The sequence below is a fragment of the Bacillus sp. AR8-1 genome, assembly GCF_008042345.1.
GTDB lineage: Bacteria > Bacillota > Bacilli > Bacillales > Bacillaceae_G > Bacillus_A > Bacillus_A cereus.
The window spans coordinates 266868-280717 of record NZ_QNUB01000008.1 but is presented as its reverse complement, the minus strand read 5'-3'; the positions used below and the strand labels follow the sequence as shown (position 1 = coordinate 280717).

The following is a 13850-nucleotide window of genomic DNA, read 5'->3' as shown; positions in this document are numbered from 1 at the left end:
TGTAAAAGCCCGATTGGTGATGGCTAATGAAAGTTTCACTTTATATAGAAGAAATTTGAAATGCGGGTAGGGGAAATAAAATACTTTACCATATAAGTAGTATGCCTTTTATACCAAGAAAAAATGATAGGTTTCGACAATATTCGATACCTTACGAATTCTATTCGTATTTTTGTCAAAAATATGTCGGAAATGTGTTGTCACGTTTATATATATGTGCTATATTATTTCCTGTAAGCGATTTCAAATAGTTTTAAAGCGCATTCAAGGGGGACATCTAGAATAATGAAACGTTACGAAAGAAAGTGGAAGCATATTTGTTTGAAACGTGTGGCACATCGTAGTGTCCAAGAAAGCACGGAACCTAAGACTGAAACGCGCAAAGAACAGCAAGAGAAGCAATTGGTTCTACAAAAATAGCAATCACTTTTTCGTATATAAATGAAGGTCGATCGTTCGTTGGGGGATGGACGTGAAATTACTTTCAGCTAAGGGGTATTGTCTGATATATAATTTATACGGCAATAAATAAGCACAGAGCATACGGCGCTCTGTGCTTATTTTTATTTATCTTTTTTGAATCGAACTGTCTTATCCCAGCCAATGACTTGTTTCTTGCTCTTCGCACGTAAGTATAAGATTAAGCTGCGAATAAATAAGTACGTAAAGAGCTGTGCGTACGTAAAGTACATAATAACGCTAATAAAAATATTAGTCGGTGTAAAGGTTCGTTCCACACTCTGGGCACTAAATAATTGAGAAACATATGTAATATATGCGACATACCACATAAATAGTAGTGGAATGCTATATTGAATTTGGAATATCCCGAGTAGCCCAATTACAAACCAAACGTTCGAAATGATTAGGAATAGCCAAAATACAACATACACTAGAACTTGTTGTAAGGAATGAACGAGCAGTTTTCCTTTAAAGAAGCTTAATGACGAGAACATTTTTTCTAAAATGTATAAATTCCCTTGGAGCCAACGTGTACGTTGTTTAATAAGAATTTTTAAATGCTCTGGTTCTTGTTCCCAAGTAACTGATTCTGGGACGATTGGTAAGAGATAACCTTTTTGTGTAATTCGTAATGTTAATTCGGCATCTTCTGCAATTGCATAAGGGTCATAGCCACCAAGCTCTTCTAGTGCAGAGCGACGAAGAAGCATGTTTGTTCCTGTCAGTGAGCCTGTTTGGAATAGTAACCAGCGTCCAGATTGCATAAGGAGCTGGAAGATTTGAAATTCTAGTGAAATCATTCGCGTCAGCCAGTTTCTTTTTTCATTTACTGTACGAACATGTCCAACAGCCCCAACAGCATCTTCAGTTGTTTCAGCGTGCTCTACAAGCATTCGCAGTGCGTGTGGCTCAGGCTGGTTATCTGCATCGTAAACACAGAAGTATTCACCATCTGAAATACTAAGGCCGTAGTTTAGTACACGTGATTTACCCTTCGGTTCACCGGGTGGAACACGAATGTGACGAATGTGGGCATAAGCTTTGTCGAAATCATCGCCGATTTCAGGTGTTTCATCTTGAGAGTTATCATTTAATAGATAAATGGTTAGCTTTCCTGGATATTCAATCTTCGCCATTGCCTCTAAAGTATCTTTAATAACGACCCCTTCATTATGAGCAGGGATGAAAATATCGACGCTCGGATAATGTTCTAATGTACGATCTTTTCGTTTACTATTTCGGTGAATTAAGCCCGCAATTGTTAAGAAAGAGTAGTAAACGAGTAAGCCAGAGAATAGAAAGGCCGTAAAAATAAGAACATATTTAATTGAAAATGTGATACTGATCCAAAAAACGAGTACGCAAAACAGAAGAAATAAAAGAAGTATAACGAGAGTCATCATAACAATGTCTGTCCTTTGTTTCCAATTTGCTCACGTGAAATTTTTATATCTCGGATTGCTTCAGCTGCAAGCCATTGCTCCATTTTTGGCTTTAGGCGGTTCATTACAATATCAGCACCAGCTTCATTTGTGTTTTGTAATAAAATAACTAGCGTATTATTATCATATTCAGCAGCAAGGTCAAAATCATTCCTTACGGTTTCAACTAATAAGGAAGCTACACGGTCCATAACACTTTCCTTCGTATATTTACTAAAGGAAGTGAAATCAAAGTAAACAATAATGCCTGTTTCGTTACGACGATTCATTGCAGTCGTTAATAACGCTTGGCGTCTCTCGAATTCTTGTCTCGTTAGTAATTTTGATTCTCCAATATATTGTTCCAACGTTCTCACACGCTCAGTCAAAGTTTTATTTTCATGAATCACTTTTTTCAATAGGTGAGTTGTTATGTATACAATGAAGAAGTTAGCTGCCATCAGGAAGTGGGTAATCATATATTGCCATTGAACTGATGTACTCCATAAATGAAGCCATGCTTCATAAAATAAATAAAATACGGAAATGATGGTTCCTAGTATGAAGAAAATAAATGCTGTTTTGTCAGCTAAAAATAAGAATAGTACATTTACGATTACGTATATTATTGTAAAAATGAGCGCATGCTCATAATTCGTCACATGTACAGTAGTAAAATAAAATACAATTTGTAGAATCCACATAGAGAGGATTTTATAGAACTTATCTTTCACAAAACTTTCCTCCTTAAAGCTATTTCATCCATAGATACTTGTAGTATGCGCAATTATTAAGAAATTGACTATGTCTTTAAATTCTTTTGAAGGGCAACAACAAGTAGTATTTCTATTTTCATCAGAAAAATAAAAAGATCTAAACATTATTGTATCATAATGTTCTTATATTTGGGATAAGGTGCTTGATAGATATATATAATACGCTTGGATTGCATGAAAAAAGTCTTCTCTTGGAGAAAGAGAAGACTCTATATAAGTTTATAGGAACATCATACCTGCAACTGCTGCGTTTAAGAAGTTCGCTAATGTACCAGCGATAACTGCTTTAATCCCTAATTGTGCAATTTGTTTACGGCGAGTAGGAGCTAGCGTTCCTGTTACACCTAACTGAATTGCGATAGAAGAGAAGTTTGCGAATCCACAGATTGCGAATGTTAAAATTAGATTTGTTTTGTCAGAGAACTCTGCCATGTGTGGTCCTAAGTTTGCGTATGCAACGAATTCGTTGATTGCAAGTTTTTGACCGATAAAGCTTGCTGCTTGTACAGCTTCACCTGGAGAAACACCGATTAAGATTGCAAATGGTGATAATAAGTAACCGAAGATTAAATCAAGGCTAAGTTTAATATCGAACCAAGAACCAACCCATCCTAATAATCCATTTAATAAAGCGATTAATGCGATGAAAGCCATTAACATTGCTGCTACGTTAATAACAAGTTGCATACCTTCAGATGCACCGCGTGCAGCTGCATCGATAACGTTTGCATCTTCACGTTCTGTAGAAAGTTCAACGTTATTATCTACTTTTTCTGTCTCTGGCATGATTAGTTTTGCAATTAATAAGCTTGATGGAGCTGCCATAATTGCAGCTGCTAATAAGTGCTCTAACGGAATACCCATTGCTGCATAGCCGACAAGAACGGATCCAGCAACAGCTGTCATACCGCTTACCATAATAGTGAAGAATTCACTATTTGTTAAGCGTGCTAAGTAAGGTTTAATTAAAATTGGAGCTTCAGTTTGTCCTAAAAATACAGTCGTTACTGAGTTTAAGCTTTCTGCTTTAGAAGTGCCAAGAAGTTTACTTAATGCACCACCAACGACGCTAACAAATTTCTGCATAATACCGAAATGATATAAGATTGCTACTAATGAACTAATAAATACGATTGGAAGTAGTGCTTGAATAAAGAATACAAATCCCCAAGGTCCTTTTGCGTTGACTAAATCCCCAGCAACGAACTTAATTCCCTCGTAAGAAAAATTAATTAATCCTTGAACACCGTCAGCAGCGTGTTTTAAACCTGCTTTACCAGCATCCCATCGTAATACGATAAATGAAAATGACATTTGTAATGCTAGCGCAATTAAAATTGTGCGCCAATTAATAGCTTTGCGGTTGGAAGATAGTAAGAAAGCAATTGCTAATACTCCAATCACGCCGCCAATTCCCCATAAAAGATTCATGCAGTGTATGCTCCTTCCTCATAGTAAAAAAGTGTATAAACCAGTTGTCTATACGTTTACGAATATAACATCTTAAGTAACTTATCATAATGGACATCGGAGGTCAAACGTCTGATGAAAAGTTTAAATAAAAAGAAAATTCTTCAAAAAAACACATATAAAATAAATAGACATGAAATAGGTTATGTTTTTTATGAAAATATATACATTATGATAACGTTATGCATTATTTTTGCAGAATAAAGTGTATGAAATGGAAGAATAGATACATTATTTTTATAGAGAGAAGGTAGGAGAAAGGGAGTAATATGTTGAACTCATAGCAAAAAGCCTTCTAGTAAACTAGAAGGCTTGGAAACTATTAATTAAGGTGCTTTCGTGTATCCTAAGAAGTGGCTCTTCCAATAAGAGTTACTTAATGAAGCGATTGCTACACCTTTATCTCCAGCTTGGATAAATGATCCGCCCCCAAGGTAAATACCCATGTGAGAAGGACCTGATTTATAAGTGTTTTGGAAATAAATTAAGTCACCTGGTTGTGGATTTGAAGTTTGTGGTAGGCTACTCCAATATCCCGCAACACTTTGACGGCTAATGTTATGACCAAATTTCTTAAATACGTGGTAGATGTAGCCACTGCAGTCTACGCCGTTAGCAGAAGTTCCGCCCCAAACGTATGGTACACCTTGCATTGATTTTGCATATGCAAGTACGGAAGAACTGTCGCCACTATTATTGCCTGTATTATTATTGTTGTTATTGTTTTGATTGTTATTTTGGTTATTGTTAGGCTTATTATCTACTGCGCCTCCAACTGGTGTTTTAGATAGGTAACGTGTTCCGATATAACCATTTTGACCGTTGTAGTTAATTTTGCTCCATCCAGAGTTTTCAGAGATTACTTGAACCTTCTGACCTTGTGGAAGTGCGCCTATGATTCTATAATTTGTACCTTCGCCGCTACGTACATTTAGTGCAGAAGCATTAATGTAATAGTCGCCAATTGCACCTTGGTTAGGTTTTTCAGGTTGTTTTGGTTGCTCAGGAGTAGTAGTGCCACCTTTAACGAATTTTACAAATTCGCTACTAACAAAGCCTGTTTTTCCTTGGTAATTTACTTTAAACCAACCGTTTTCAGATCCAACTACGTTTAATGTTGTACCGTTTAAAACGCCACCAATTACACTATGGTAAGCGGCAGGGCCTGTACGAACACGTAAAGATGTAGCGTTAACTACGTAAGAACCACCAGTTTGAATAGTTCCATTATTATTGTTTTGCTCTTGTTTGTTGCCTTCTGTAACGTTTTCGTTAGAACCGCCTTTTGTTACGTAGTCTTTGCTTATATAAGCAGTTTGTCCTGCGTAATTGATTTTGAACCAATCTTGAACTTCGCCGACAACTTGTACTACTTGTCCTTTTTTGACAGAACCTACAGTTGTGTGAGAAGTGCTAGGACCTGTACGAACGCGAAGGGAAGATACATTTACTGTATAGTTTCCGCTTGCTGGTTTTACTTCTTGGTTGTTATTATTCGTATTGTTGTTTGAAGAACCCCCATTAGAAGAAGCGCCAGATACGAATTCGCCACTTACATAACCTACTTGTCCATTATGGTTAATTTTCACCCAACCATTTTCTTGTCCAATTACGTTTAATGTTTGTCCTTCATATACACGTCCAGAAACAGAACTAGAAGTGTTAGGAGCTGTACGTACACGTAATACATCAGCAGTAACTTTATTGTTTCCACCTGTGCTTACATTGTTGTTTGCTGCTCCACTTTTTGATACAAATTCGCCACTAACAAAGCCTGTTTTTCCGTTAATGTTAATTTTGAACCAACCATTTTCTTCGCCAATCACGTTTAGTGATTGACCGCTATAAACGCGTGAGATGATGTCGTGAGAAGTGCTTGATCCTGCACGAACATGTAATACGCTCGCGTTTACCTTATAAGATGAGTCGTTTGATGCAGAAGCTTGGACAGTTGTAGCAGCTTTTTGTGTATTTTGTTCAGGTGCAGCTTGAACACTATCAAGTGTAGGTGCTGCTCCCCCTGCTACAGACACTGCCGCAAGACCGGCAAGGTACTTTTTCATAATTTGTCGATTCCTTTCTGTCTGTAATGTAGTGAAGAAATATTTACCAACTGTTAAAAATTCTAAAGAGCATGTCGATTACTGTCAAGACTTATATAGGAATCTGAATATGACAAAAAGATTACAAGAAAAAAATCAAGGCATAAAATTACACCTTGATTTCCATTTAAATGCATATATTGAATATGAAAGGACAGAAATTATTCGTGTTTAAGAAGATGCCATATTGGATTGTAACAAGATTTGATTAAAAGATTTTTGCAGTTTTTTGGTGATAGGTCCAACTTGCCCATCTTGAATCGCGGTTCCATCAAGGTGGGTCATTGGTAAAATTTCAATCGTTGTGCCTGTAAAAAAGCATTCATCTGCTTGATAAACGTCACGAACGCTGAAAAGTTCTTCCTGTACAGGAATGTGAAGAGTATTGGCTAAAGAAAGGACATATTGACGAATAATACCATTTAAAATAAGGTGATTGGCTGGATGTGTGTAAAGAGTTCCGTTTTTAATTAAGAAGAAGTTGGAATGGCTTCCTTCCGTTACAATACCATTCCTTACGAGAAGTGCCTCTTTACAGCCTTTACGTTCAGCTTTCGTAGCAGCTAGTACGTTTGGTAATAAATTTAATGATTTAATGTCACAGCGTAGCCATCGTGTATCGGGTTCTGATATAGCGCGTATACCATATTCGATCCATAACGCTGGCCTTTCTTTTTTTGTAATATAGGCATAAATTGTCGGAGGGTTGTCATATGAAAATATATGTGTGCGAGCTTGTACACCGCGAGATACTTGCAAATAAATTGTGCCATCTTCGTGGAAATGGTTTCTTTCAATTAATTTGTAAAGTAAAGTGATGAGTTCAGCTTTTGAGAAAGGGAGCGATAATTCTATTTCTTCCATGGATCGATATAATCTCGTTATGTGCGGATCTAATAAGTGAAAGTTCCCTTTATATAGGCGAATAACCTCGTAGACACCATCTCCGAACTGCAAACCTCTTTCTTCAAGTTCTATGTACGTTTGTTGTTTTGTTGTATCAATAACTTCATCATTCCAAAGTACAAATTTTTCGTATGCCAATTTCCGTCCCATCCTTTCGTAAGTACGTAAGTAACGTGAAACTTTCATTCATGCGAGATAAGAATCACTATAGTAATTTTTATGTAAGTAATTCTCTACATATGCCCGTAAATGCCCGATTGGTGAGGGCTGATTAAAGTTTCACTTTACAGCATTTTGTATATACAAATTCGAAAATAAGAATGAGAATCCTGCTTTTAGATAAAAAAAAGCAACATTCTTATGGAATGCTGCACAAGGAGGGTAGCTATCTTTCATAGGGACATTGTCTCGTTGAATGCTTTGTGTATGGAAACAAAACATGTTGAAAGACAATTATAAGAAAGTAGAAACAAAAGATTTACACATTTCTTTAAGGGATCTTACGAAAGATGAGAGATAAGAAATATGTAGAACCTTGTTTACATATTTTATTATAGAGATTCTTCATTAACACTATGTGAATATTTGGTAAAGGTTATGTAATTTTAAAGTTAATGAATATAAGTAGTTGTATGGAAGAAAATAAAAAAAGAGGCTGAGATTACTCAGCGCTCTTCTTTTCTTCTTTAATAGCTGTTTTTACTTCACCAGTTTTGATCTTATTACTTTCAGAGAAGCGAAGTAAGTCACCTTCAATGATTTTATCAGACATGTTCAATTCATTTTGGGCACGATCAATTAGTGGTTGAGATTCTTCTTTCGGTAATTGTACAACTTCGCCAGTAGCACGGTCGTAGAATGTACTGTTTGTGTACATGTATTTATCTGTAACGAAGCTACCGTCACGAAGAACAACAAATCCTTTATTATCAGGTGAGAATACATCATGACCGAATCGAACGTCATTTGTAGAATCTACACCAAGTAAGTTTAGAATAGTTGGTTTAATGTCAATTTCACCAGTTGGTTTCGAAATTGTTTTACCTTCTTTTTGACCTGGAACGTGAATAAACATCGGTGTTTTTTGTAAGTTCATATGGTCAAATGCAGTGATTTCTTCTTTTCCTAAGAACTGTGCCATTGCACGGTTATGGTTTTCAGAAATACCGTAGTGGTCACCGTAGAATACGATTACTGAGTTGTCGTAAATACCTTCTGCTTTTAGACGCTCAATAAAGTGTTTCATTGCTTCGTCTAAGTAACGAGCAGTTACCATGTAACGGTCAAATACTCCATCACCAGAATTATATTCGTCGATTAATTTTGTACTGTCATCGTAAGTGAATGGGTAATGATTTGTTAAAGTAAGGAAGCGAGTATAGAATGGTTGCTTCACTTCTTTCAACATATCAATAGATTGATCGAAGTATTCGATATCTTTTAATCCCCAGTTTAATTTTGTTTCCGGCGTAATCTTGTAATCAAGCTCGTTGTAGTAACGATCATAACCAAGTGCTGGATACATAATGTTACGGTTCCAGAATGTTGCGTTGTTTGCGTGGAATACCGACGTGTGATACCCTTGCTGACGTAAAATTTCTGGAGTTGCTGTATATTCATTGTTACCGTGTGTGAAGAATACAGCACCGCGGTCTAGTGGATATAACGAAGTATCTACTAGGAATTCAGCATCAGATGTTTTACCTTGACCAGTTTGATGGAAGAAGTTATCAAAGTAATAACTTTCTTTCGTAAATTGGTTTAAGAATGGTGTAACTTCTTGTCCGTTAACTGTTGCACCAATTAAGAATGTTTGTAATGACTCAAGAGAGACAACAATTACGTTTTTCCCTTTTGCAGTACCGAACATATTTGGATCTGGTTTACTTTGTGTTGTTTTTACGTAGTTTTCTGTTTCTTGTAATTTACTACCGTCAGCGAATGCTTTTTGTGAACTTGATTTTGCTTGTAAGCCAAGATCGTATACTTGGTGTACATATAATCCTAAGTTTTTAACAAGCATAACGCGGTCGAATGAACGTGTTAATAGTTCTGGGCGTTCAGCTTCTGCAAGTCCTAAGTTTGCGAAGAAAATAGCAACTGTTGATACGAAGTATAGAGAACGCATCGGGCGTGCTACACGCTCTGTAGGTGCAAAGTTCTTCATTTTCTTCAACAGAACGAAGAATATGATAATGTCTGCAAATGCAAGAATAATTTTGTAGTTAAATAATTCTTTCACACTAGAACCTAAACTTCCGAAGTTAGATGTTTGTCCGAGTACTGGTAAAGTAACGAAGTCATTGTAGAATCCGTAGAACATTACGTTACCAACAAGAACGATTGTTAAGATAAAATTAATTCCAAGTGCTATATAGTTACGTTTTTTCCCTTTTGCAAATAATGCAAGACCAACAAGCAGTAATGATGCTGCTAATGGGCTAAGGAATAAAATGAATTCTTGCATGAAAGATTCAAGTTTTAAATCAAAGCTTGTGCGTGTAATAATGTAAGTTTTCAGCCATAAGGCTAATGCTACGAATACAGTGAAACGCACATTTTGAAATTGTGATTTCAAGGTTTCTTTCATTCATTTCCACCCTTTCTCTATCAGGCTTGGTCGATTTTGGAGCGAAAAATGCTAAAATAAAAAATACATAGTTTTCTTGGCCATAATTAAAGGTTCTATATTCACCCATATACGACTATAACTATGCATACCCTTTTGGTTTCTTTTGTTGCTCATAAGCATAACGTCATTTCTGTATTATACAACAAAATTCATTTCTGAGAAACACTATAACATTTTACATTTTTTGTATAAGATTTGTCACTACCAGAGAAAACTTTAACATTCGTTTATATGTCCGTCAACTAGAAAATATAACAAAGATAGAGCAGAATGTTAAGTAGAAGTGAAAATTTTCTTTGTTGAGAAATAAGAAACGAAGATGGGTAAGGGTTATCTAGAAATCTATTATATGAAGGAAATTGTGTAAAAATTAACGAACACTTGTTCTTTTTTAGTTTGTTTGTTACAATGAAAGTTCATTGATAGGTTTTGTGTAATTTCTATGAACTTTTACTGATAACATATTGTAGCTTATTTCTTTTTAAAAATAGGGAGGCTTTTACATGAAACAAAAATTTTCAGTTGAAGCGTTTTGGAAGAAAGTAAAACATGTTGCAAAGCAAGCAGGGCAGTCGGTCATTTATACAAGTTTATTACTGTTTTACGTTTTGCAAAGACCCGATGTTCCAAAACGAGTGAAAATTATTGTAATTGGAGCACTTGCTTATTTTATTGCACCGATTGATGCGATTCCAGATTTCATTGCTGGAATTGGTTATACGGATGATTTAGGGGCGTTAACGGCCGCACTAATACAGGTGTCGTTATACGTCAATGAAGATGTGAAAGATAAGGCACGAGTGAAGTTGGCAGAATGGTTTGGTTCGGATATAGACACAACATTTATCGATCAGAAATTAGGTCAATAGGTGAAACCTGTCATAAGGTGACAGGACGAACGTAAGCGAGGAAGTGCATTATGCCATCAGGAAGAACGCATACGAAAATAAACTTAATATCCCTTCCGGTTGTTTTGTTTTTGCTTTTTTCGTATGGATTAACAAATTTTGATTTTTTATTAACTTTTGCAATTGGTTTTTTAGTAGGTACTTCATTTTTAACACCAGATTTAGATACGTACAGTAATGCTTATAACAAATGGGGTTTCTTACGTATATTTTGGTATCCTTATAAGAAAGTAATGCCACATCGATCTTTCTTTACGCATACGATTATACTTGGTGATGTGATTCGTATTGCGTACATGTTAATCGTCTTTTCTCCATTTTTATTCCTATTAAATGTAATCGCACTGGATGGTAATTTAATAGAAATTGCGAAGAAACATGAGGTTGAAATTGTAACATTCTTAATGGGAATTGTTGTGGCAAGTACGCTCCACATTATAGCGGATAAAGTGAATACACGCCGAAAGAAAATGATGAGAAAAAAGAAGAAACGCAGAAGATAAAGTGAACGGAAAAGGACCCTTGCAATTTGCAAGGGTCCTTTTTTAAACAAACGTTTGTTTCAAATTAAGCTTTCAGTACTTTAATTCCTTTTACAATGTTCCAGATGAAGTAGTATAAGCTGATGATTCCGCAAATAGCTAAGACAATCATTGATCCAATTCCAAGTGTTACATCTGGTTGATCAGATCCAAGACCCATAATTCCTAAAATAGTTAAGCCAATGAATGTAGCGATACTTGGAATGATGTGTGTCCATAGAGCACGTTTTGCATGTGGTTTTGTTTCAGCGTCTCCTACAATCCAAACGATAATAGGGAATAAGATAGGGGCAAATAGTACACTAAAGTATGATAACGCAGCTAATATTTTATTTCCGTTCATATATATCACCTCATGAATAATTTCTGTTGTTATACTATTATTATGCAATAATTTTGGCAAACTTCCTATCGATGAACATTACAAGAACGTGACGATTTTGTAAGATTTCCTGTTAAATAATAAAATTTTCAAAAAAATCTTTTTTAATAGAAATTGTTATGGTACAGTATAAATGAAAGTTTTTGAAAACGTTTTCTTAAACGTTTTTTTATTTTTAGACTTAAAGGTATGATGACCTGATAGTCTATTGATAAGGTTGTATTTATTTAAAAGGGGATTCTTTAGGGGGAGAGGACAATGAACACATGGACACAAGTTTATGATCCGTTCGGTAATATTTGGATTTCAGCAGCAGTAGCACTTATTCCGATTATCTTTTTTTTCTTAGCTTTAGCGATTTTTCGCATGAAGGGGTATGTGGCAGGATTTATTACAGTTGTACTTACAGTTTTAGTAGCGTTATTCGCTTATAAAATGCCGTTCATGATGGCAATGGCAGCAACCGGGTACGGTTTTTTGTACGGGTTATGGCCAATTGCTTGGATTATTATTATGTCGGTATTTTTATATAAAATTTCTGTAAAAACAGGCCAATTCGATGTGATTCGTGCATCGGTATTATCGGTTACGAATGATCATCGTCTACTCGTTATTTTAATTGGATTTTCATTTGGAGCATTTTTAGAAGGAGCGGCAGGATTTGGAGCGCCAGTAGCGATTACAGCAGCGCTTCTTGCGGGTCTTGGGTTAAATCCTTTATACGCAGCAGGTCTTTGTTTGATTGCAAATACTGCACCAGTGGCGTTCGGAGCGATGGGAATTCCGATTACAGTTGCTGGACAAGTAACAGGTATTGATCCACATAAAATTGGACAAATGGCTGGACATCAATTACCATTCCTATCATTATTTGTTCCATTCTTTATCGTATTTTTAATGGATGGATTTAAAGGGATAAGACAAACGTGGCCTGCGTTACTTGTAGCGGGTAGTTCATTTGCGATTACGCAGTTCATTACAGCGACATTTTTAGGGCCGGAACTTCCGGATATTACATCGGCACTTGTAAGTTTAATTAGTTTAGCGCTGTTCTTAAAAGTTTGGCAGCCGAAAGAAATCTATCAATCCGGGCAAGCAAATAGTGAAGTAGCAACAACGACAGCAGCATCGATGCCGAAATTAACGTTTGGAAAAGTAGTAAAAGCATGGTCTCCATTTATCGTATTAACGGTTATGGTAGTCATTTGGAGCCAAAGTTTCTTTAAGGCATTATTCGCTCCAGGAGGGGCTTTAGCAAGTCTTGTATTTAAGTTTGAAATTCCAGGTCTGCATAATCTAGTAATGAAAGCAGAACCAATTGTAAATAAACCAACGCCTTACGAGGCAATTCTGAAGTTTGATGTATTATCAGCAACCGGAACGGCGATTTTAATTGCTTGTATCATTTCCATGTTTATTTTGAAAATGAATGTAAAAGATGCAGTAGTGACATTTAAAGAAACGTTAAGTGAATTAAAAATGCCAATTCTATCTATCGGATTCGTACTAGGGTTTGCATTTATCGCAAACTATTCTGGTCTATCTTCTACGTTAGCGTTAGCATTAGCCGGAACTGGCGGACTATTCCCGTTCTTCTCACCTTTCTTAGGCTGGATTGGCGTATTCTTAACAGGGTCTGATACGTCTGCGAATGCACTGTTCTCGAATTTACAAGCCATTACAGCGCAGCAAGTCGGCGTATCTGAAGTGCTTCTCGTTGCAGCAAATACAACAGGCGGTGTAACAGGTAAAATGATTTCCCCGCAGTCGATTGCGATTGCTTGTGCAGCAGTTGGTCTTGCTGGAAAAGAATCGGATTTGTTCCGTTTTACAGTGAAGCATAGTTTGTTCTTCGTAATAATTGTAGGGATTATGACTTATGTTCAGGCTTATTATTTAACGTGGATGATTCCATAAACAACAAAAGAAATAAATTTTGAATTTTCCAGATTATAGTGTATGATGGGAAAGTATTGAAAATTAAATCAGTGATAAACTAGGGGTGCCTAACGTATGCGTAGGCTGAGAGAGAAGCGCGTGAACTTCTTAACCCTTTGGACCTAATCTGGCTCGTACCAGCGTAGGGAAGTTAACGGCTTTACATAATGATGTCTTTATGAGCCAGGTCCTTATTTTTTTATGGACCTGGCTCTTTTTATGGAAGATGCGCAAATTGGGAATACCGACAGTAGTGGATAGGGTTGTTCAACAAGCAATCAGTCAAGTGCTTGGTTCAATATTTGAAAAAC

10 protein-coding genes and 1 riboswitch are annotated in these 13850 nt (G+C 36.2%); of the genes, 3 read left to right on the top strand and 7 right to left on the bottom strand.

Going from position 1 to position 13850, the window contains the following annotated elements; all coding sequences use genetic code 11:
• Nucleotides 1-563 precede the first annotated feature (563 nt).
• The 6 genes from DN400_RS05130 to DN400_RS05100 form a co-directional block, all read right to left on the bottom strand.
• Nucleotides 564-1865, bottom strand: a complete 1302-nt coding sequence (locus DN400_RS05130; protein WP_000988751.1) for a glycosyltransferase family 2 protein — start codon at nucleotides 1863-1865, stop codon at nucleotides 564-566.
• A complete protein-coding gene (locus DN400_RS05125) occupies nucleotides 1862-2617 on the bottom strand; it encodes a nucleotidyl cyclase domain-containing protein (protein WP_000653229.1) in 756 nt (251 codons plus the stop codon). Before DN400_RS05125 ends, DN400_RS05130 begins: the two co-directional genes overlap by 4 nt.
• A 261-nt stretch (nucleotides 2618-2878) precedes the next feature.
• Complete coding sequence (locus DN400_RS05120; RefSeq protein ID WP_001051020.1) at nucleotides 2879-4090, bottom strand: NupC/NupG family nucleoside CNT transporter; 1212 nt, start codon at nucleotides 4088-4090, stop codon at nucleotides 2879-2881.
• A 365-nt stretch (nucleotides 4091-4455) separates the two neighbouring features.
• A complete protein-coding gene (locus tag DN400_RS05115; RefSeq protein ID WP_097913029.1) occupies nucleotides 4456-6192 on the bottom strand; it encodes a C40 family peptidase in 1737 nt (578 codons plus the stop codon).
• Between the two features lie 210 nt (nucleotides 6193-6402).
• On the bottom strand, nucleotides 6403-7287 hold the full coding sequence (locus tag DN400_RS05105; protein ID WP_074593743.1) for a D-amino-acid transaminase: 885 nt from the start codon (nucleotides 7285-7287) through the stop codon (nucleotides 6403-6405).
• 511 nt (nucleotides 7288-7798) lie between these two features.
• On the bottom strand, nucleotides 7799-9727 hold the full coding sequence (locus DN400_RS05100) for an LTA synthase family protein (protein ID WP_000665343.1): 1929 nt from the start codon (nucleotides 9725-9727) through the stop codon (nucleotides 7799-7801).
• Between the two features lie 545 nt (nucleotides 9728-10272).
• Between DN400_RS05100 and DN400_RS05090 the strand changes: the two genes are divergently transcribed.
• A complete protein-coding gene (locus DN400_RS05090; RefSeq protein WP_000810378.1) occupies nucleotides 10273-10638 on the top strand; it encodes a YkvA family protein in 366 nt (121 codons plus the stop codon).
• Nucleotides 10639-10688: 50 nt separating this feature from the next.
• Complete coding sequence (locus DN400_RS05085) at nucleotides 10689-11180, top strand: metal-binding protein (RefSeq protein ID WP_001139059.1); 492 nt, start codon at nucleotides 10689-10691, stop codon at nucleotides 11178-11180.
• A 64-nt stretch (nucleotides 11181-11244) separates the two neighbouring features.
• Here the strand turns inward: DN400_RS05085 and DN400_RS05080 are convergent, their stop codons facing one another.
• On the bottom strand, nucleotides 11245-11562 hold the full coding sequence (locus DN400_RS05080) for a magnetosome magnetite crystal formation protein family (RefSeq protein ID WP_001014092.1): 318 nt from the start codon (nucleotides 11560-11562) through the stop codon (nucleotides 11245-11247).
• Nucleotides 11563-11859: 297 nt separating this feature from the next.
• On the opposite strand from DN400_RS05080, the gene lldP reads away from it, so the two are divergent.
• Nucleotides 11860-13518, top strand: coding sequence for an L-lactate permease (gene lldP / locus DN400_RS05075; RefSeq protein ID WP_097913027.1), 1659 nt, complete (start codon nucleotides 11860-11862; stop codon nucleotides 13516-13518).
• A gap of 71 nt (nucleotides 13519-13589) precedes the next feature.
• Nucleotides 13590-13705: riboswitch (TPP riboswitch) on the top strand.
• Nucleotides 13706-13850 lie beyond the last annotated feature (145 nt).